The 18,014-nt window shown below is 42.4% G+C and carries 21 protein-coding genes; 11 read left to right on the forward strand and 10 right to left on the reverse strand.

All coding sequences use genetic code 11. The features are described 5' to 3' along the window. Positions 1-6 precede the first annotated feature (6 nt). From SCB77_RS00495 to SCB77_RS00510, 4 genes are all read left to right on the forward strand, one after another. Positions 7-516 carry a DinB family protein gene (locus SCB77_RS00495; RefSeq protein ID WP_320184471.1) on the forward strand — a complete coding sequence of 170 codons (510 nt, stop codon included), beginning with the start codon at positions 7-9 and terminating at the stop codon, positions 514-516. A 282-nt stretch (positions 517-798) separates the two neighbouring features. Then, the gene (locus SCB77_RS00500) at positions 799-1,674 is read left to right on the forward strand and encodes a carbon-nitrogen hydrolase (protein WP_320184472.1); all 876 of its coding nucleotides are present in this window, start codon (positions 799-801) and stop codon (positions 1,672-1,674) included. 71 nt (positions 1,675-1,745) lie between these two features. Further along, positions 1,746-2,822 carry an agmatine deiminase family protein gene (locus SCB77_RS00505; RefSeq protein ID WP_320184473.1) on the forward strand — a complete coding sequence of 359 codons (1,077 nt, stop codon included), beginning with the start codon at positions 1,746-1,748 and terminating at the stop codon, positions 2,820-2,822. A gap of 156 nt (positions 2,823-2,978) precedes the next feature. Further along, positions 2,979-3,194 carry a hypothetical protein gene (locus SCB77_RS00510; RefSeq protein WP_320184474.1) on the forward strand — a complete coding sequence of 72 codons (216 nt, stop codon included), beginning with the start codon at positions 2,979-2,981 and terminating at the stop codon, positions 3,192-3,194. Between the two features lie 5 nt (positions 3,195-3,199). Here the strand turns inward: SCB77_RS00510 and SCB77_RS00515 are convergent, their stop codons facing one another. Both SCB77_RS00515 and SCB77_RS00520 read right to left on the reverse strand, forming a co-directional pair. Then, entirely contained in the window at positions 3,200-3,778 is a 579-nt protein-coding gene (locus SCB77_RS00515; protein WP_320184475.1) for a sugar O-acetyltransferase, read from the reverse strand. A 96-nt stretch (positions 3,779-3,874) separates the two neighbouring features. Then, positions 3,875-4,438: a Crp/Fnr family transcriptional regulator gene (locus SCB77_RS00520; RefSeq protein ID WP_320184476.1), complete on the reverse strand. Its 564-nt coding sequence runs from the start codon at positions 4,436-4,438 to the stop codon at positions 3,875-3,877. Positions 4,439-4,708: 270 nt separating this feature from the next. On the opposite strand from SCB77_RS00520, the gene SCB77_RS00525 reads away from it, so the two are divergent. Continuing rightward, positions 4,709-5,269 carry a DUF4230 domain-containing protein gene (locus tag SCB77_RS00525; protein ID WP_320184477.1) on the forward strand — a complete coding sequence of 187 codons (561 nt, stop codon included), beginning with the start codon at positions 4,709-4,711 and terminating at the stop codon, positions 5,267-5,269. A 62-nt stretch (positions 5,270-5,331) separates the two neighbouring features. Further along, positions 5,332-6,414 (forward strand): acyltransferase family protein, encoded by a 1,083-nt coding sequence (locus tag SCB77_RS00530; RefSeq protein ID WP_320184478.1) that lies wholly within the window; start codon positions 5,332-5,334, stop codon positions 6,412-6,414. A 230-nt stretch (positions 6,415-6,644) separates the two neighbouring features. Here SCB77_RS00530 and ypfJ read toward each other — a convergent pair whose 3' ends face one another. After that, entirely contained in the window at positions 6,645-7,511 is an 867-nt protein-coding gene (gene ypfJ / locus SCB77_RS00535) for a KPN_02809 family neutral zinc metallopeptidase (protein ID WP_320184479.1), read from the reverse strand. Positions 7,512-7,595: 84 nt separating this feature from the next. Here ypfJ and SCB77_RS00540 point away from each other — a divergent pair, with 84 nt between their 5' ends. Continuing rightward, positions 7,596-8,174, forward strand: a complete 579-nt coding sequence (locus SCB77_RS00540; protein ID WP_320184480.1) for a PhnA domain-containing protein — start codon at positions 7,596-7,598, stop codon at positions 8,172-8,174. 25 nt (positions 8,175-8,199) lie between these two features. On the opposite strand, the gene SCB77_RS00545 is transcribed toward SCB77_RS00540, so the two are convergent. Continuing rightward, entirely contained in the window at positions 8,200-8,571 is a 372-nt protein-coding gene (locus SCB77_RS00545; protein ID WP_320184481.1) for a hypothetical protein, read from the reverse strand. After that, on the reverse strand, positions 8,549-9,190 hold the full coding sequence (locus tag SCB77_RS00550) for a hypothetical protein (protein WP_320184482.1): 642 nt from the start codon (positions 9,188-9,190) through the stop codon (positions 8,549-8,551). Before SCB77_RS00550 ends, SCB77_RS00545 begins: the two co-directional genes overlap by 23 nt. 118 nt (positions 9,191-9,308) lie before the next feature. Between SCB77_RS00550 and SCB77_RS00555 the strand changes: the two genes are divergently transcribed. Then, a complete protein-coding gene (locus SCB77_RS00555; RefSeq protein ID WP_320184483.1) occupies positions 9,309-11,297 on the forward strand; it encodes a M13 family metallopeptidase in 1,989 nt (662 codons plus the stop codon). 57 nt (positions 11,298-11,354) lie between these two features. Here SCB77_RS00555 and SCB77_RS00560 read toward each other — a convergent pair whose 3' ends face one another. Continuing rightward, on the reverse strand, positions 11,355-11,801 hold the full coding sequence (locus SCB77_RS00560) for a DoxX family protein (protein WP_320184484.1): 447 nt from the start codon (positions 11,799-11,801) through the stop codon (positions 11,355-11,357). A gap of 202 nt (positions 11,802-12,003) precedes the next feature. Here SCB77_RS00560 and SCB77_RS00565 point away from each other — a divergent pair, with 202 nt between their 5' ends. Continuing rightward, on the forward strand, positions 12,004-12,462 hold the full coding sequence (locus tag SCB77_RS00565) for a MaoC family dehydratase (RefSeq protein WP_320184485.1): 459 nt from the start codon (positions 12,004-12,006) through the stop codon (positions 12,460-12,462). 102 nt (positions 12,463-12,564) lie between these two features. Here the strand turns inward: SCB77_RS00565 and SCB77_RS00570 are convergent, their stop codons facing one another. The 4 genes from SCB77_RS00570 to SCB77_RS00585 all read right to left on the reverse strand — a co-directional run bounded on the left by SCB77_RS00570 (position 12,565) and on the right by SCB77_RS00585 (position 14,995). Beyond that, positions 12,565-12,957: a VOC family protein gene (locus SCB77_RS00570; protein WP_320184486.1), complete on the reverse strand. Its 393-nt coding sequence runs from the start codon at positions 12,955-12,957 to the stop codon at positions 12,565-12,567. A 7-nt stretch (positions 12,958-12,964) separates the two neighbouring features. Further along, positions 12,965-13,684, reverse strand: a complete 720-nt coding sequence (bshB1, locus tag SCB77_RS00575) for a bacillithiol biosynthesis deacetylase BshB1 (protein ID WP_320184487.1) — start codon at positions 13,682-13,684, stop codon at positions 12,965-12,967. Between the two features lie 39 nt (positions 13,685-13,723). Next, the gene (locus SCB77_RS00580) at positions 13,724-14,218 is read right to left on the reverse strand and encodes a glutathione peroxidase (RefSeq protein WP_320184488.1); all 495 of its coding nucleotides are present in this window, start codon (positions 14,216-14,218) and stop codon (positions 13,724-13,726) included. Positions 14,219-14,353: 135 nt separating this feature from the next. Continuing rightward, positions 14,354-14,995 carry a DUF4294 domain-containing protein gene (locus SCB77_RS00585; protein WP_320184489.1) on the reverse strand — a complete coding sequence of 214 codons (642 nt, stop codon included), beginning with the start codon at positions 14,993-14,995 and terminating at the stop codon, positions 14,354-14,356. Between the two features lie 143 nt (positions 14,996-15,138). Between SCB77_RS00585 and SCB77_RS00590 the strand changes: the two genes are divergently transcribed. Both SCB77_RS00590 and SCB77_RS00595 read left to right on the forward strand, forming a co-directional pair. Continuing rightward, positions 15,139-17,346, forward strand: coding sequence for a RelA/SpoT family protein (locus SCB77_RS00590; protein ID WP_320184490.1), 2,208 nt, complete (start codon positions 15,139-15,141; stop codon positions 17,344-17,346). 81 nt (positions 17,347-17,427) lie between these two features. Next, entirely contained in the window at positions 17,428-17,925 is a 498-nt protein-coding gene (locus tag SCB77_RS00595) for a Fur family transcriptional regulator (protein WP_320184491.1), read from the forward strand. Positions 17,926-18,014 lie beyond the last annotated feature (89 nt).

The raw sequence follows: 18,014 nt of genomic DNA on the forward strand, positions 1-18,014 counted from the left end.
TTCATTATGGAAAAACAAGCAAAGCCCGAAGTTTGGATGCGTGGTCCGATCGCGAATATCCCGTCGCTACTACAACCTGTTGCCCATGCGTTACTACAGGTTGAGGAAGACATACAAGCCGTCCTGCAAAGCGTAAGCGAGCAGCAGATTTGGGAACGCCCCAGAGAGATTGCTAGTATCGCTTTTCATGTGCAGCACATCGTCGGCGTTGTTGACCGTATGTTTACCTATGCGCGCGGATCGGCACTCAGTGAAGCACAATTCGCCTATTTAAAGAATGAAGGAAAACAAACAGGTGGTATTGACAAAGATCATCTCTTGCGCGAGCTACGTGAAGGCATGGAACGGGCTCTTGCGGAGCTCCGTAGCACGGATATACAACAACTCGGCGAGACACGATACCTCGGTCGTCAACAAATTCCGACGACGCTTATTGGTTTGCTTTTTCATGCGGCGGAACATAGCCAACGACACTTCGGGCAGCTACTAGTGACGGAGAAATGGCTGAATGCTTGATGTTTCGTTAAAATTTGTTAAACAAGACCTTGAAATATACGAACCATGCCGCGGCAGCGTTTTTACTATAAACACGAGAAAAAAATACTTCATAGGTTAGTTTATAATTGGTTAGTTTGAAAAATCCTGAAACTCCCCGTTTCAGGATTTTTTTGTTAAGTACCATTTTGGCATACTTACTTCCTATATGAAATTTTACGTTCACGCTACCTAGCACTTCGGTTTTTACTGCGGATAATAGTATCTTTGCACTTTAAGCATTATACAAACGAGGATAAAGGCATGAGAAACGTTAAAGTAGGTTTGGTGCAGATGAGCTGTACAGCAAACAAACAAGAAAATCTTGACAAGGCGATTTTTAAGGTTAGAGAAGCCGCCGAAAAAGGAGCACAAATTGTATGTCTGCAAGAACTCTTTACTTCCTTATATTTTTGCGACGTAGAAGATTACGACAACTTCGCCTTAGCAGAATCTATTCCCGGCCCATCAACCGACGCCTTGTCGGCCGTGGCCAAGGAGTTGGGCGTTGTTATTATTGCGTCGCTCTTTGAGAAACGTACCGAAGGACTGTATCATAACACCACCGCTATTTTAGATGCTGACGGAAGTTATTTAGGGAAGTACCGTAAGATGCATATACCAGATGACCCCGCATTCTACGAGAAATTTTACTTCACGCCTGGCGATCTTGGTTACAAGGTATTCCAAACCAAATTTGGCAAAATAGGTGTATTGATCTGTTGGGATCAGTGGTATCCTGAGGCATCTCGCATTACAGCATTAATGGGAGCTGAAATATTATTTTATCCTACGGCAATTGGTTGGGCGACCGATCAAGATGAAGAAACGAATAAAGATCAGTACAATGCTTGGCAAACCATACAACGCTCACATGCGGTAGCCAACGGTGTGCCGGTTGTTTCTGTCAACCGCGTAGGATTTGAGCAAGATGGAGCGATGAAGTTTTGGGGCGGTAGCTTCGTGGCCAATGGACAAGGTAAATTGCTATATCTTGCTTCCCATGACCAAGAAGAAACCGAGGTTATTGAATTGGATCTGAATCAGGCAGATTACTTCCGCAAACACTGGCCCTTCTTGCGTGATCGCCGTATAGAAACCTATGCGCCCATCACTAAACGATTCATAGACGAAGATTAATCGCAATGATAACTTATGACCATTTCAATAAGGTGCTTTACACCTATTGAAATGGTCTTTATTTTTTTACTATGTCAGAAAAACAGTCTTTCGATAGCGCCTATTTCGAAGAGTCTCCAAAAAAACTAGGCTTCTCCTTTCCTGCCGAATGGGCACCACAAGAAGCCGTGTGGCTCAGTTGGCCACACAAGGAAGCCTCATGGCCCGGAAAAATTGAAAGCATCTATGCGCCCTATGCGAAATTTATAGCGGCTGTTGCCGCAGGGCAAAAGGTGCGTATAAACGTCTTAGATGAAGCTATGAAGGCATCTGCCCTATCCTATTTGGAAGAAGCGGAAGCAAGGCTAGAAAATGTTGAGTTTTATTTTAACCCGACGAATGACGCTTGGTGCAGAGATCATGGTCCCGCTTTTTTGTTACATCAAGAACGAAAAGAAAAAGCTGTTGTGGACTGGGGTTACAATGCTTGGGGAGATAAATATCCGCCATACGACTTGGATGATGTTGTGCCTACACGCATAGCAAAAGAGTTTGGTTTGAAGTTATTTAACCCAAATATCGTTATGGAGGGTGGCTCTGTTGAGTTCAACGGAAAAGGCACTGTGCTGACAACCACGGCTTGCTTACTAAACGAAAACAGGAACCCACATTTGACAAAAGAACAAATAGAAACATATCTCAAAGAGTTCTACGGGCAAGAGCAAGTACTGTGGCTGGGAGATGGTATTGTAGGTGATGATACGGATGGTCATATAGACGATATTACACGCTTTGTAAATGAAAACACCGTAATTACTGTTGTCGAGGAAAACCAAGAAGACGAAAACTACAGCATTTTACAAGAAAATCTAGAGACATTGCGATCGTTGCGTTTACTTGACGGAAGCCCATTGAACATTGTGGAACTACCTATGCCAGCCGCTGTCATCTATGATGATACGCGCTTGCCGGCATCTTACGCGAATTTTTACATAGCGAATGAGGTGGTTGTTGTGCCAATTTTCAACGACGCAAATGACCAACGTGCTTTGGATATCATACAGTCATGCTTTCCTACGCGCAAAGTAGTTGGCATCGATTCGATTGATATTATTTGGGGCTTAGGTAGCTTTCATTGTTTAAGCCAACAAGAACCAGCATTACCATAGATTTCCGTAGCATGATTTTGAAAAAGTAGAAAGCCCCCTCGTGGGCTTTCTACTTTTTTCTAAAAGGTTTTCTCCTAATTTTTTCTTTCCAAATGGGAATATCTTTGAACGATATAGTGTTTGCGTCTGTTCTATATCAAAAACAGATTCATTGCTATGCAGATACAAAACATACAAATTAACGATACAGCGGTTAGTCAAGAAGACAGTACGCCCGTGGTAAGCTTTACTATAGACATTAACATACTATGTGACACGGATTTGGAAGCGTACAAAGTTAATGGACAATTGGACACCACCTCGCTGAAAGATGCCGCTTTAAAATTAGTCAGCGAAAAGCTACATTCGTTGAATCTCAACGATAGACACTAAGAGCACTATAAGTGTTTAACGACTTGACAAGGATTGCCAAAAGCCAAGCAATTTGCAGGAATGTCTTTGGTGACGACACTTCCAGCGCCGATGGTTGTGTTGTCGCCAATGTTAACGCCGCTCAGGATGATGCTACCACCGCCAATCCACACGTTTTTTCCGATGTTTACCGCTTTCGCTACCGATTTCCAAAATGGAAAATCGGATCCATTTCTTGAAACCACACGTTCGGAAGCTCGTACAGGATGATCTACGGTATAAATATGGACGCCTGGGCCAATACCCGAATTGTCTCCAATTGCTATTCGATTACAATCTAAGAAGACACAGTTCATATTGATTTCTACATTATTGCCTAAAAAGATGTTTTCACCATAGTCTACGAAGAAGGGTGAACTAATCCAAACATTGGCACCATGCCCACCTATAAGCTCCCTAAGTATTGCGTGCAACCTATCTTTATCGGTGCTGGCCGTATCGTTATATTGCTTCTGCAGTTTTTTAGCTTCGTGCCAGCGTGCTAGCAGTGCCGGATCACCACAGTCATAAGTCTGACCAGCCAGCATGCGTTCTTTTTCTGTCATTTGTTATTTTATTTGTTATAATTCACTACCGTAGCATTTGTACGATATAAATTTAGCGCATAGGGACATAAAAGCGCTTTAACTACTTAAAAAAATCTACTTTCTCAAGGCGCAAAGTGTAACCTGAGAAACCCCAAGGTAGGATGCTATAAAACCTAAGTTAACGCGTCGAAATAGCGCAGGATTTCTTTTGTATAGATCATCGTAACGTTCTCGTGCAGACATATATAACCTTGATATTAACCGTTTTTCGGTCTCTACAAACGCACGCTGATGCAGCAAACGTAGCCAATTGGAAATCCCAATATGTTGAAGGCACAACTGTTCCAATTCTACGATCGACATATAGTAAACCAAGGAATTTTCTAAGGCTTGCACCGTCTCTGTTTCATACCCGAAGGATTCACCATAAAAACTAGCCGTAGAAAAAGATAGATCTCCCTCCACACTAAACCAAGAAGTAACCTCCTTGCCATCAATCACGGTGTAAGATCTTAATATTCCCTCTTCGACAAAATAAACCTGTTTATCGATTTTCCCTGGTTCGATCAAGATTTCCCGCTTTTTTAGACGTAACGGCTGCAGCCTATCCATAAACAACCGGATGGTATCCGTATCTAATGGATAAGTTCGCATTATCGTATCTAGAATAGTAACCATAGCCTTGCATTTTCGTAAGTATCCAAATGAAGATACATATTCTCGATGGATAACGATAGCACAAAGGCGGTGTTTTTCCAACAAAATACTACATACTTTTTGGGAACAAAAGCACAATTAAGCTGTTCTTAAAGGGAAGACAGGGACTTTTAATTGACAGCTATGCATGAGCTTTACCACATGCAGCTCTACGCGGATGGATGCTTGCAGGGTCAACAAAAAGTTACCGAATAATCATCGTATTGGAATATAATTTGAAGATATAGTATCATGAAAAAATTCGTATTTACTATTTTAGTAGTTGGTTTGATTGGAATTATCGTTTGGATGCTATTGGCGAAGTATAGCAACAAACCGACAACAGAGACCAGTCATCAAATTTTGGTAGAACGCATTGAAGCGATGGGAAAGCTGGAACTTGTTAAATACAAATTGAGCGATGTGGTAGAACATAAAACCATCAGCACCTTCCTGCCCGATGCTAGCGTGCTCCTTATTGTAAAAGCAGATGCTGTAGGTTGCATCGATCTTACCAAATTAAATCCAGACAACATTGTGGTTCAGGGCGACTCAGTTTCGCTGCAATTGCCTAGACCAGAAATATGCTACATAAAAATAGATCATGCGGGCTCAAGGGTTTACGATACGAAGATGGCTTTCTTCCGGGAAGCTGCATTAGTTGATGAAGCCTTTAAAAGCGCGGAACGACAGGTAGAAAAAGAGGTAGCCAAGTCAGACATATTGCTACAGACAAAGAACAATGCTATGCACGTTTTTCGCCCATTGTTAGAGGGCCTTGGTTTTAAACGCATAAACCTTACATTCGAGTAAGCATCTCCTAGCGTAAAGTCTTATCTTGTGTTCGATTTATTGAACTAAAAATTTAGATAAGCTTGTCTGCAGAAACTTCAACAATACAAAAGCAACATTTCCTTGTACTGGATGGCTTGCGTGGCATTGCCGCCATGGTCATTGTGCTCTTCCACTTCATGGAGTGGCTGATAACCGATTTTAAGGAAAACTTTGTAGGACACGGCTTTCTAGCCGTAGACTTCTTTTTTTGTCTATCTGGATTTGTAATTGCCTATGCTTACGATGACCGTATAAAGCACATTGGATTAAAAAAATTCTTTATTGGGCGTTTGATACGCCTACACCCTTTGGTGATCATAGGCTCCATATTAGGATTGATAGGATTACTTGTTACACCATTTTCCAAAGGGGAAGATTACAGCTTTCTTCAGCTTCTGACGCTCTTTGCCTCATCCATTTTATTGATCCCCTATCCGATATTGCCGGAACGTGCCTTCAACCTCTTTAGTCTAAACGCACCTGCATGGACACTTTTTTGGGAATATATCGGCAACCTCGCCTATGCGCTGTTCCTTTTCAAAATAAAGAAAAATATCCTTCTCATACTCACCTTATCTTTTGCAATCTATCTCGTTTACCTAAGTCATAGCTACGGAAACCTTTCGGGAGGATGGAGTAAGGATAACTGGGAAGTAGGTGGAATTCGACTAGGCTATTCGTTCTGTGCCGGTCTTTTACTTTACCGAAATCGTTTTATTATCAAAAACAATTTAGGATTTGTGGGACTTACGATCTTGTTGCTAGCGGCACTTTTCATGCCCTTTTATACGCTTAACTGGCTCTTCGAATCTATCGTTGTCATCCTGTATTTCCCTTTTCTGATCGCTTTGGGTGCGGGCGCATCGCTGAGCAATCCTTTAGAAAAGATATGCCGCTTTTTAGGAAATCTATCTTACCCCTTGTACATGACGCACTATTGTGTTATTTGGGCTTTTGGAGCGTACTTACAAAGCCCTTCTTTTCATCAAGGAACCGTTAGTTACGTCATCGCCCTAGGTTCTTTACTATTGATAGCATTTGGCTATATAGTAATGCGTTTTATAGACAAGCCGATAAGAAAAAAAATGGCAAACATGTTATGGAACACGAATGTCAAAGATTGATATCGCTTATATTTAACCACCTGCGTTACAGTAAGACGTTGGTAACCATATACTAAAACCGCTCCTTTTTCGTTCTAATAGCAGTTAGTAATTTCATAATAATTTAATAATTAGTTTGATAAAAATCCTGATGTTCCCAGCATCAGGATTTTTGATTGACAGGTTGCTGCAGCGCCTTCAAGAGCTGCGTAGCGATATGGAGGAAGATATTTTGACACCCCCAGTTTCTCTTATTGGAGACTAGGATCTACAAATGTATTTCCGGCATTGATATCACCTGTATCATAACCTTTTTTAAACCAATATGCCCGTTGTTCTGACGTGCCGTGTGTGAAGGATTCTGGATTTGATCGACCGTAGGCCTGTTCTTGCAAATGATCGTCACCGACTGCCGCGGCGGCTTGCATGCCCGCTAAGATATCGTCGTAGTTAAGATCTACGTCACTATATTGACCTGCATAATGGGCCCAAACGCCTGCATAAAAGTCTGCCTGTAGTTCCGTCATGACGGATATTTTATTGTATGCGCGCTCGTCTAGCTTAGCACGCATAGCATTTGTTTTGTCGAGCAGCCCTAACACATGCTGAATATGATGTCCCACTTCATGTGCAATCACATAAGCCAGTGCAAATTCTCCTTTGGCACCGTATTTCTGTTGGAGCTCTTCGTTGAAGGAAAGATCCAGATAGATTCGTTGATCCGCAGGGCAATAAAAAGGGCCAAAGCTGGACTTTCCAACACCACAACCTGCGGTTTCGACGGCCCCATTGTAAACCGCAAGTCTAAGTTTGGGATAGTCGCGCCGCAAATCTTCTTGGAATACATTCCCCCATACGTCCTCCGTACTGGCAAGCACAACATCTGCAAAATTAATTAACTTGTCCTCTGCTTCGGAAGATTCATAGGGCTCATTCGATGTGCTAACCTCGGATTGTTGCTGCAATTGATCAAGAATCTGTGTGGGATCACCGCCCATAAACAAGCTAATGATCACAATCACAACAGCACCAATGCCGCCGAACGCAAACTTCTGCCCGCCACTCATGCCGCGCCTGTCTTCTATATTTCCGCTTCTACGGCCTCCTTGCCATTTCATAATTTCATTTTTGTTATCCACTGCAAAATGTCGGCCAAATATCTTCTATTAATTTTGTATTTTCGCCAGCAAAATACCGGTATCATGTCGATTGAAAAGCAACTTATAGAACGAAGCAACAGCAGCTGTGAACTATGTTCGCACAATAACAATTTAAGCGTTTACACCGTTCCCCCACATGATCAACAAACAATAGAAACTAGCGTCTATGTGTGTCAAACCTGTTTGGATCAAATTGAAAAAAAGGAACAGCTGAACGCCAGTCATTGGCGACCACTATCCGAAAGCATGTGGTCTGCATTTCCTGCTGTACAGGTGCTGGCTTGGCGTATGTTGAATCGTATGCGACAAGAAGCTTGGGCAGCAGACAATTTAGACATGCTGTATCTTGATGATGAAACCCTTTCTTGGGCGAAAAAAACGGGTGATCATGAACAAGATGGGACAGTGGAATTTCACCAAGACGTTAACAATACAAGGCTGTACGACTGGGACACGGTAGTCCTCATCAAAACATTGGATGTAAAAGGATCAACCCTGTCTGCAAAACTCGGCACCGTTGTTAAAAATATTCGCCTTGTGGCGGATAATGTGGCGCAAATCGAAGGAAAAATAGATGGACAAACGATAGTCATCTTAACAAAATATCTACGCAAAGGTTAATTAAATGCGATTTATGGCATGGAGCTTAGTTATCTAGGCTCCATTGAAAATAGGCTGCCTCAGCTACGAAATTTTCATCGCGGTATACAAATTTAAAGTCTAGATAATCATCGGCGCACCCACTGATATCGGAACAGCAATATTGGCGACTAATCCGAAAATGTAATCTAAAACTCCCCTCACCTGTCGACTCATCATAACGAAACTTGAGCAAGTGTAAGTCTGTAAGCACTGGGCCACCGTCTCGATCCTTCAGCTGTTCAACGACATGATCGCTGATCTGCTGTACATTTTCTTTGGAAAGAATAGACAGCAGGTTCGAAGGTTGCGCAAGTAATCGCAAAAACAATGTATTTGCTATCGGAATCTCCAGTCTAACTATAGCGTTTGTACTCATGTTGAAATATTTTTTCGAATAATTTGGCTGATGGAAAGCGCTGATGAATGACGGCATCCATTGTCTTCGGTTCAACGGATAGATAAATACAACAGGCACGAAACACACAATATTCGATCTGCTCCATAGAAAAGCGTAGCAATCCTTTGTCGAAGGTTATCTTTTTATTCGCTATAGAAACACTAAACGGGCGATGTTCATTTTTACGGAATGTTGCATCAGGTAATATACAACTAAAAAAATCCTCCCATTTCCCCATTAGCTCGATAACCTTTTGGCGCAAGAGTTCTTGCTCAAGAACATGTAACTGTCTTGTGCCCGATTTAAATCGAGAAGCGTGAACATAAATCGCTCCGTTTTTTATGTAGCAACTCTTCGATGTCCATTGCGGTACCAGCGCCCAATGCCTACCGAAAACGTGTAGCTGCAAAGGCGGCACGTGGGGAGCCGATTTAATCTTTTCCTGTAATAAATTCCGTATGGACCACATCGCTTCAGCTTGCGATAAGCCCGCAGGAAGATATACAATCTTAGCATCCTCATCCCATCGCAAAATCTCTATTGTCCCCGACTCTCTCAACCGCACCTCGATATGATGGCCATCTAGCTCCCAATACATAGGGCAAAATACGCAAAATCCACGACTTATGTTACGCAATCGTTACGGTTTTTTCAATCAACTTTTGTTAAGTTTGCAAGGATAAACTAAATAACATTATATGAAAAAAATTCTTGCTATGGCAGTTGTAATGGCTGTATCTGGAGGATTCGCTTTTTCACAACAACATCAAGCGATCAACTTATCTTATATGGATAACGCCGTTCGTCCTCAAGATGACTTTTACAATTATGTGAACGGAAATTGGATGAAAACCGTGGAAATTCCATCCGACAAGGCGCGTTGGGGTTCTTTCGACGAGCTACGTGAACATACGGATATTGCGGTGCTTAAAATTCTGAAAGAATCTCTCAGCACAAATTTCGAAAAAGGCTCGGATGGGCAAAAAATAGCCGATCTGTATAAGTCATATGTAGATTTCGAAACACGGAACAAGCTGGGCATTTCTCCGATTAAGCCTTATCTGGCAAAAATAGATGCCATTAAAGATATCAAAGGCTTATACAAGTACCTGTTGGAAGTAGGTCCTGAGCGCGGGAATCCCTTTTTCAGCGCATATGTATCTGCACACATGAAAAACAGCGATATCAACGCCGTTTATCTTGGTGGCGGCGGATTGGGACTCGGTCGATCATACTACCAAAAAGTAGACGAGAAAAATACCGAGACGCTAGCGCAATATGCACAGTTTATATCGACTTTATACAGCAAAGTAGACCAACGCACACGCGATCTTAAAGGACCGAAGGTGCTGGCCTTTGAAAAGGAAATCGCATCCTACCTAAAGACGATTGAAGAGTCGCGAGACGCCCAAAAACGCTACAATCCTGTTGCCGTAGCCGATCTTGGCAAGATGGTAAAAAATGTAGACATCGCAGCTTACATCAAGCAATTGGGATTCACTGCAGACACAGTGATTATTGGCGAGCTCAAGTACTACCAAAATTTGGATAAGATAGTGAACCAAGAAAATCTTCCGGTCATCAAAGAATATCTGAAGTTCAATGTCATGAACGATGCAACCGGATACCTGACGAAAGAACTGGATGAATTGTCGTTTGATTTTTATGGCAGAAAGCTACGCGGTCAAAAAGAACAACGTGAATTGGAAAAACGTGGGCTAGAGTTTGTGAATGGAACCGTCGGCGAACTTTTAGGCAAGCTTTACGTGAAGGAAAATTTCCCACCAGAAGCGAAAGCAGCCTGTGAGGAAATGGTGCAGTACCTCGTAAAATCCTTTAACATGCATATCCAAAGCTTGGACTGGATGTCGGATGAAACCAAGGTCAAAGCCTTGGAGAAGCTCGCCAAATTTAAAGTAAAAATTGGCTATACAGATAAATGGAAAGACTATTCCAAGCTAGCTGTTGGCAGTTCTTTGTTCGACAACATTAAAGGGATCAGTCGTTGGAGCTTCCAAGAAAATTTAGCAAAACAAGGAAAACCAGTAGATAAAACCGAATGGGGCATGACGCCACAAACGGTAAATGCTTATTACAGTCCGCTATTCAACGAGATCGTGTTTCCTGCAGCAATATTGCAAGTACCCTTCTACGATTACAAAGCAGACGCTGCCGTTAACTTTGGCGGTATCGGTGCAGTAATCGGACATGAGCTTTCTCATGGTTTTGATGACTCGGGCTCTCAATACGACGGTAATGGAAACCTCAACAACTGGTGGACACCTGCCGATAAAGAGAAATTCGAGGCAGCTACAAATGCTTTAGTTGCTCAATTCGAGTCATACGAGCCAGTACCGGGTGTCTTCGTTAACGGTCGCTTTACCTTGGGTGAAAATATCGGTGACTTAGGAGGTTCGTCTGTAGCGTTTGATGCTTTAAAAATGTATCTACAAGACAAGGGAAATCCAGGCTTGATTGATGGTTTTACACCAGAGCAGCGCTTCTTCCTCTCTTGGGCTACCATCTGGAGAACGAAAACAACGGATGAGTTTGTCGTGAATCAGGTAAAGACCGACCCACATTCGCCCGCGCAATATCGCGCATTTGCTCCCATCGTGAACTTGGACGCTTTCCATGAAGCATTCCAAACCAAACCGGGAGACAAATTGTATAAAGCGAAAGAAGATCGCATCAAGATTTGGTAGCATAAAAATAAAGCCGGCAAATTGCCGGCTTTATTTTTTCCCTTGCTTTCCTCTTCCCTAAATGGATCGCTTGTTACCGGGGCGATTCATCATATGATCTAAAGAATATTTTCCCGATCCCGATACTAGAAACACCACTAATAGCAACAAAACGCCTATCGAAATCCACAGCTCACTATTCAAAAAACTAAAGCCTCTAGTGATGTTCACAAAAAATACGGCCGCAAATAGTATTGGCAATTGAAGTATCACAGCCAAACGAGTTTGAAAACCGAAAATGATAAATAATCCACCCACTAGATGGGCAAATACGAGATAGTGCACCGCCGACCAAATAGATAGTTGGAAATGGGTTTGTCGGATAAGTTCTGCGACTGCCGTGCTGTCATTAACAAAACTGACTCCTTTCGCAAACAGGGTTACACCCAGCATGATGCGCAAGATATCCAACCAACGAGGATGATGGTTATCGCCCCACCGTTCAATTTTTTGTACTAGGTTCATAATAGACCTCCTTTTTTATGATGTGATCAATATTCTTCTGGGTAACATCATTACCAAAAATCGATTTTAAGAAAGGTTTACCCCTTATTTGTACAAAAATCGTGCTGAAATTTGCTGCGCAACGTTTACGTTATCGATACTTTTTGATACATTTAGCCCTTGAATACACGATTAATCGAAGAAAAGAAAACAAATTTCTAGCATGGTAATAATCAACAATTTTGAAGAATACAAATCGCACGAGGGGAAAGCACTCGGCGAATCAGATTGGCACACTATTGATCAAGCACAAATTAATAAGTTTGCCGATGCTACTTTAGACCATCAATGGATACATGTAGACAAAGAAAAAGCCGAAACAGAGGGACCTTTTAAATCGACTATTGCCCACGGCTACCTCACCCTATCCTTGATCCCCTATCTGTGGAAACAAATTGCGGATGTCCGCAACGTCAAAATGGAAATCAACTATGGCATAGAAAATTTAAAATTTGGGCAAGCTGTATTGGTTGACAATCAAGTTCAGTTGAAAGCAAAGGTTAAATCGATCCTGAATTTACGTGGTGTGGTGAAGGCTACAATTGAAGCAACGCTCGTGATCAAGGACAATGCAAAGCCCGCCTATGTCGGGGATGTCGTATTCTTGTACCATTTCGCTTAAAACGTTTACCTAATAAAAGTGAGCGCATAAAAAAACAGCGTTTGGCTTTTTCAAATTGCTAAACGCTGTTTTTTTACAAATCGTGCAACAAATACGCGACTATTAAATTTCATAAAACTCAATCGGTAAACCATCTGGGTCAGCCGTAAAAGTAAATCGCTTTCCTGTTAACTCATCCGTACGTATCGCTTCACAAGCAATTCCTTGTTCCGCTAGCCTTTCCACAGCCTCTGAAACGTCCTCAACGGTGAATGCCAAATGTCTCAGCCCCGCAGCTTCCGGATAAGAGGGGCGTTTAGGCGGCGAGGGAAATGAAAACAGCTCTATCACGTATTGCCCCGCTATAGCCAGATCCGCCTTGTACGAGTCGCGGGCTTCACGATAAGTTTCCGATAGTAGCTCAAATCCCAATGTATCGCAATAAAAGGCGAGTGAGCTTTTATAATCGCTACAGATGATAGCAATATGATGAACAGATTTTATCGATAAGGCCATCTTGTTTTTAAAAGAGTTGAAAAATATCCTTCACACCTAAAATCTTACGTGCAGTAAACCCCTCTGCATACCGAACTTGGATGCTGCGCCCAAATTCCGACGCACGGCCTTTCGTTGACTCCATAAAATCCGGATTGGAAATATAGGTTTGCGGTTCCGCATCATCAGTGCTTGCATTGAATTGCGTGCCGTAGGCTAAAATGGATTGCTCCTTGATCGACCAAAATGCCGTAATATCGATTAAAATATCAGGTTTTATATATTTATCTTGGATAAGCTGTAGCTGCAGGCGCGGTCTGAAAGCCTCTTGAGGTTGCCCGTCCAAGATGGTTTCTATGCGACGCAAACCACTTAAAAATAGCGCATCATTTACCAAGGTGCTAGCGCGACCGTGATCGGGATGGCGATCATCCAATGCATTGGTGATCACGATTTCGGGTTGGTATTTGCGTATAGCGCGAATGATCTGCAATTGGTTTTCTACATCGTTCGCAAAAAAACCATCGCGAAGTCCTAAATTTTCACGCACTTGAACGCCCAAAATAGCGGCAGCGGCAGCGGCTTCATTTTTTCGTGTCTCAGCAGTTCCTCGCGTACCTAGCTCTCCCCGTGTCAAATCGATGATTCCAACCTGTTTACCTTCTGCTACATACTTTGCAATGGTGCCTCCTGCGCCTAACTCAGCGTCATCGGGGTGAACCGTCATAACCAATAGATCCAACTTCATAAGAGCTCCTTTTAGGCGCAAAGATAAACGTTTAAACGTTTACTGTTCCGAAATTAATTGTTCTATTTTTGTCATAAGTCGACTCGATTGCGGACTGGTAAAGCTGTAGAAGTAATCTACAACCTTTCCTTGCTTATCGATTAAATATTTATGAAAGTTCCAGTATGGACGCACGCCTACCGAACCATTTAAAGACCTATCTGACAAAAACTTATATAGCGGATCGCAGTATTCGCCTACAACATGAATGCGTTTGAATACCGGAAAAGTAACTTGCTCATGAATACGACAAAAAGTCTCGAGTTGCCGCCCTGTCATCGGCTCCTGTTGCCGAAAATCATTAGACGGAAACGCCAATATTTCAAAACCTCGATCTCGATATTGTTGATAGAGTTTCTCCAAGGATTGGAATTGCTTCGTAAAAAAACAACGGCTAGCTGTATTCACGATAAGCAAAACTTTACCGGAAAAGTCTTCCAACGATTTCTTTTCCCCATTAAACTGTAGTCCGTTAAAATCATAAATCGTTTGCATATCTCCTCCTTGGTTTATATGTAATGTTGGTTAGCGCGATTGCGGATATAGTGTTAGCCTCTAACAGTAAGCACAGAAACTGCCACGAACTACGTATTCTTGTTCATACGCAATTATCACTAAGCAGCGACAACACTAGTAGTTGTACAAATTTTTCACGGGCCGCATACGCTCGTAGCCACGTATAATATTCTCTATCTCAAAATCTTCTTGCGGATCATAAACCGATTTCAGATTATGACCGAAAACTTTCGCCACGCCTTGATACAAAAAGGCAGATAAGCTGCCTTTCATCTCCTTAACGAGTTCGTAGCTTGTGTTACCTGTTTGACGTTGCACCAACTTGATTAAAATCTGCCCTTGCGAAATGCTCAGATTCTTAATCTCCGCATTGAATTTATTTTTTATTTCTTGTTCACAGGCCTTAATCAATCGCGCTTCCTCTCGTTTGGAAGATACCATGGCAAGCTCACGGTCCAATTGCTCATAACGTTTTTGCGCGTAGATCGCATACGGCAATACCCGTAGTACATTTCTTTCCAAGCGCAGATATCGTTGCCTATCTTCTTCCGATTTGAAGGTGCGGCGAGCGATAACCACCACGTCGTCAATAGGAAACCAAGGAAGCACCTCGCCTGTCTCCAATCTCGTGGTCATATATTTCTGTAAAACTTCCCCTTCACCCTCGCCATAGTGTGGCACCTGCAACGCCTGACTCCTACCTATTTCAGGCAGAAGAAGCAACAGAAAACCCAACACTAAAAACCTCGTCATCATGAAATGGAAATATTTACCTATTTTATAATTTGTAAAAAATTTGCTATATTTATGTATTGTTTCCAGCCATCATACAACCTTGGGAAACACAGTAATAAAAATACAAACAAAAATATATAAAAGCAACTTTTTTCAGCGTGTTTATGGAAGATTATGTGATTGACATTGAAGCAGAAAACAAGGAAATTAGAAAGAGATACCGCGCTTTACTTCGCGCCTGTAAACCCACCTTGCAACGAGGCGATAAACAAGAAATACGCAAAGCTTTCGATTTGGCATTAGAGAGCCACAAAGAGATGCGTAGAAAATCGGGAGAGCCCTACATTTATCATCCTATTGCCGTAGCGCAAATAGCGGCCGAGGAAATTGGACTAGGAACCACATCCATTGTTTGCGCACTGCTCCACGACGTGGTAGAAGATACTGCTGTAACGCTACTGGAAATCGAAACACAGTTTGGAAAAAAGGTCGCGCGAATTATCGATGGCCTCACCAAGATTTCTGGCATTTTTGATCCCAATAGCTCCATGCAGGCGGAAAATTTCCGCAAGATGCTGCTGACGTTAGCCGATGATGTACGTGTGATATTAATCAAATTGGCCGACCGCCTACATAACATGCGTACCATGGAATTTATGGCGCGTCACAAACAATTGAAGATTGCATCGGAAACCAGTTATCTTTATGCACCCTTGGCGCACAGGCTGGGTCTTTACGCGATTAAATCAGAGCTGGAAGACCTTTCCATGAAATACACCGATCCGGACACCTATAAATTCATAGCACGTAAGCTGAATGAGAAAAAGGCCGAACGGGAGAAGTTTGTAGCGGATTTTATCGGTCCGGTGAAAAGCATTCTTGAGGAACAGGGTATCAAGGCACAGGTTTTTGGTCGTCCAAAATCTATTTTTTCGATTTGGAACAAAATGCGTAAAAAGTCTATTCCTTTTGAGGAAGTTTATGACCTATTTGCCATACGTGTAATTATCGACACCTCTACCGAGCGTGAAAAAACCGAATGTTGGAAGGTATACTCGATCATTACCGACCTTTATCGCCCCAATCCAGATCGTTTGCGCGACTGGGTTTCGTCCCCGAAAGGGAATGGATATGAGTCCCTGCACACCACGGTTATGGGTCCTAGAGGGCAGTGGGTGGAAGTACAGATTCGCACGAAGCGTATGAACGAGATCGCAGAGAAGGGTTTTGCTGCGCATTGGAAGTACAAAGAATCTAATTCGGACAGTGGATTAGACCAATGGATACAGAAGGTTCGCAACATGCTGAGCAGTCCAGAGCAGAATGCGCTTGACTTTGTGGATGACTTTAAGATGAACCTCTTTTCGGACGAAATCTTTATCTTCACACCGAAAGGCACTTTGGTGCAATTGCCCAACGGCGCAACCGCACTCGATTTCGCATTTGAAATACACTCGGACATAGGAGCTACCTGTATCGGTGCGAAGGTGAACCATAAACTTGTGCCGCTGGCCCATCCACTGCAAAATGGCGACCAGGTGGAGATCATCACCTCCAGCAAACAGTCTCCTAAAGAAGATTGGCTGAATTTTGTTGTCACCGCTAAAGCGAAGTCCAAAATACGCTCTTCATTAAAAGAAGAGAAAAGACGTGTGGCCGAAGATGGCAAGGAGATTTTAGAACGCAAGCTAAAGTCTTTAAAGATCACCTATAACACGGACAATATCAATAAAATCGCAAACTACTTCAAGTATCCCAGTTCGCAAGAGCTTTTTTACAACGTAGCAAAAGGGATTATTGACGTCAAAAACCTGCGCGACTATGCAGCTAGTGAAAAAACGCCAGAGCATAACCATAATCAATTTAGCTCGCACATCTCCGGCTTGGTGGAGAAGATCAATAAAAAAGATGTTGACACCATCCTGATCGGTGATGATTACCAAAAGGTGGATTACACCCTTGCTCCGTGTTGCAACCCGATTCCGGGGGATGACATATTTGGATTTCTAACGGTCAATGACGGTATTAAGATACACCGCACAAGCTGTCCTAATGCATCCAAACTAATGGCCAATTATGGCTACCGTATATTGAAGGCAAAATGGGCTTCTTCGCAAGCACAAGTGGCTTTCCTTACGGGCTTACGCATCGTAGGTATCGATGATGTGGGATTGGTCAATAAGATTACCAATGTTATCTCGCGCGAATTCAATGTCAATATCCGCTCGCTTGCGATAACCAGTAACGAAGGTATATTTGAAGGAAACATTATGGTATTCGTCAATAATACCGAGCAACTGGAAAACTTGATGAAGAACCTGAAGGACATCAGCGGTATCACCGGCGTAACACGTTACGACGCAGACCTTTAATCTGCATAATGTCATCATTCGTAAAAGGGTCGTTTTTTACGATGGAAATTGGTAAATTTGTATGGGATTTTAAATAGAAGTATGAATCAAGCCGAAAACTACCAAACGGTAAAGAAAATTTTCGAAGCTTACTTAGAGAACAAAAATCTAAGAAAGACACCGGAACGTTATGCGATTTTAGAAGAGATATATTCTCGTTCTGACCACTTCGATGTGGAGTCTCTTTATATCCACATGAAGAACAAAAAGTATAGAGTGAGCCGTGCTACGGTATACAACACCTTAGAATTGTTAGTTTCCTGTGACCTTGTCACGAAACACCAATTTGGGCGTAACATGGCACAGTTCGAGAAGTCATATGGTTTCAAACAGCATGACCACGTTATCTGTATTGAATGCAACAAGGTGGTCGAGTTTTGTGACCCGCGCATCAATCAGATTCAAAGTTTGATGGGCGATCTCTTGAAGTTCGACATCAAACACCATTCGCTAAACTTATATGGCGTTTGTGAAGACTGCCAGAAGAAAAATGCTCCCGAGACGGTATTGGAAAGCAGTGAATCTGTAATTTCAAATTAATGCAGTAATCGCCGATTATTGTATTACCTTTGTTCAGGAAAGACGGGCATGCCTAGTTTTTCCTGAACTTATATTTTAGGGACAGTGGA

Source organism: Sphingobacterium bambusae (genome assembly GCF_033955345.1).
GTDB classification, from domain to species: Bacteria; Bacteroidota; Bacteroidia; order Sphingobacteriales; family Sphingobacteriaceae; genus Sphingobacterium; species Sphingobacterium bambusae.

Excerpts from the sequence above, each read along its gene's own strand:
- SCB77_RS00495 (WP_320184471.1), top strand. The coding sequence starts at position 7 with ATGGAAAAACAAGCAAAGCCCGAAGTTTGGATGCGTGGTCCGATCGCG.
- SCB77_RS00500 (WP_320184472.1), top strand. The coding sequence starts at position 799 with ATGAGAAACGTTAAAGTAGGTTTGGTGCAGATGAGCTGTACAGCAAAC.
- SCB77_RS00505 (WP_320184473.1), top strand. The coding sequence starts at position 1,746 with ATGTCAGAAAAACAGTCTTTCGATAGCGCCTATTTCGAAGAGTCTCCA.
- SCB77_RS00510 (WP_320184474.1), top strand. The coding sequence starts at position 2,979 with ATGCAGATACAAAACATACAAATTAACGATACAGCGGTTAGTCAAGAA.
- SCB77_RS00515 (WP_320184475.1), bottom strand. The coding sequence starts at position 3,778 with ATGACAGAAAAAGAACGCATGCTGGCTGGTCAGACTTATGACTGTGGT.
- SCB77_RS00520 (WP_320184476.1), bottom strand. The coding sequence starts at position 4,438 with ATGGTTACTATTCTAGATACGATAATGCGAACTTATCCATTAGATACG.
- SCB77_RS00525 (WP_320184477.1), top strand. The coding sequence starts at position 4,709 with ATGAAAAAATTCGTATTTACTATTTTAGTAGTTGGTTTGATTGGAATT.
- ypfJ (WP_320184479.1), bottom strand. The coding sequence starts at position 7,511 with ATGAAATGGCAAGGAGGCCGTAGAAGCGGAAATATAGAAGACAGGCGC.
- SCB77_RS00540 (WP_320184480.1), top strand. The coding sequence starts at position 7,596 with ATGTCGATTGAAAAGCAACTTATAGAACGAAGCAACAGCAGCTGTGAA.
- SCB77_RS00545 (WP_320184481.1), bottom strand. The coding sequence starts at position 8,571 with ATGAGTACAAACGCTATAGTTAGACTGGAGATTCCGATAGCAAATACA.
- SCB77_RS00550 (WP_320184482.1), bottom strand. The coding sequence starts at position 9,190 with ATGTATTGGGAGCTAGATGGCCATCATATCGAGGTGCGGTTGAGAGAG.
- SCB77_RS00555 (WP_320184483.1), top strand. The coding sequence starts at position 9,309 with ATGGCAGTTGTAATGGCTGTATCTGGAGGATTCGCTTTTTCACAACAA.
- SCB77_RS00560 (WP_320184484.1), bottom strand. The coding sequence starts at position 11,801 with ATGAACCTAGTACAAAAAATTGAACGGTGGGGCGATAACCATCATCCT.
- SCB77_RS00565 (WP_320184485.1), top strand. The coding sequence starts at position 12,004 with ATGGTAATAATCAACAATTTTGAAGAATACAAATCGCACGAGGGGAAA.
- SCB77_RS00570 (WP_320184486.1), bottom strand. The coding sequence starts at position 12,957 with ATGGCCTTATCGATAAAATCTGTTCATCATATTGCTATCATCTGTAGC.
- bshB1 (WP_320184487.1), bottom strand. The coding sequence starts at position 13,684 with ATGAAGTTGGATCTATTGGTTATGACGGTTCACCCCGATGACGCTGAG.
- SCB77_RS00580 (WP_320184488.1), bottom strand. The coding sequence starts at position 14,218 with ATGCAAACGATTTATGATTTTAACGGACTACAGTTTAATGGGGAAAAG.
- SCB77_RS00585 (WP_320184489.1), bottom strand. The coding sequence starts at position 14,995 with ATGATGACGAGGTTTTTAGTGTTGGGTTTTCTGTTGCTTCTTCTGCCT.
- SCB77_RS00590 (WP_320184490.1), top strand. The coding sequence starts at position 15,139 with ATGGAAGATTATGTGATTGACATTGAAGCAGAAAACAAGGAAATTAGA.
- SCB77_RS00595 (WP_320184491.1), top strand. The coding sequence starts at position 17,428 with ATGAATCAAGCCGAAAACTACCAAACGGTAAAGAAAATTTTCGAAGCT.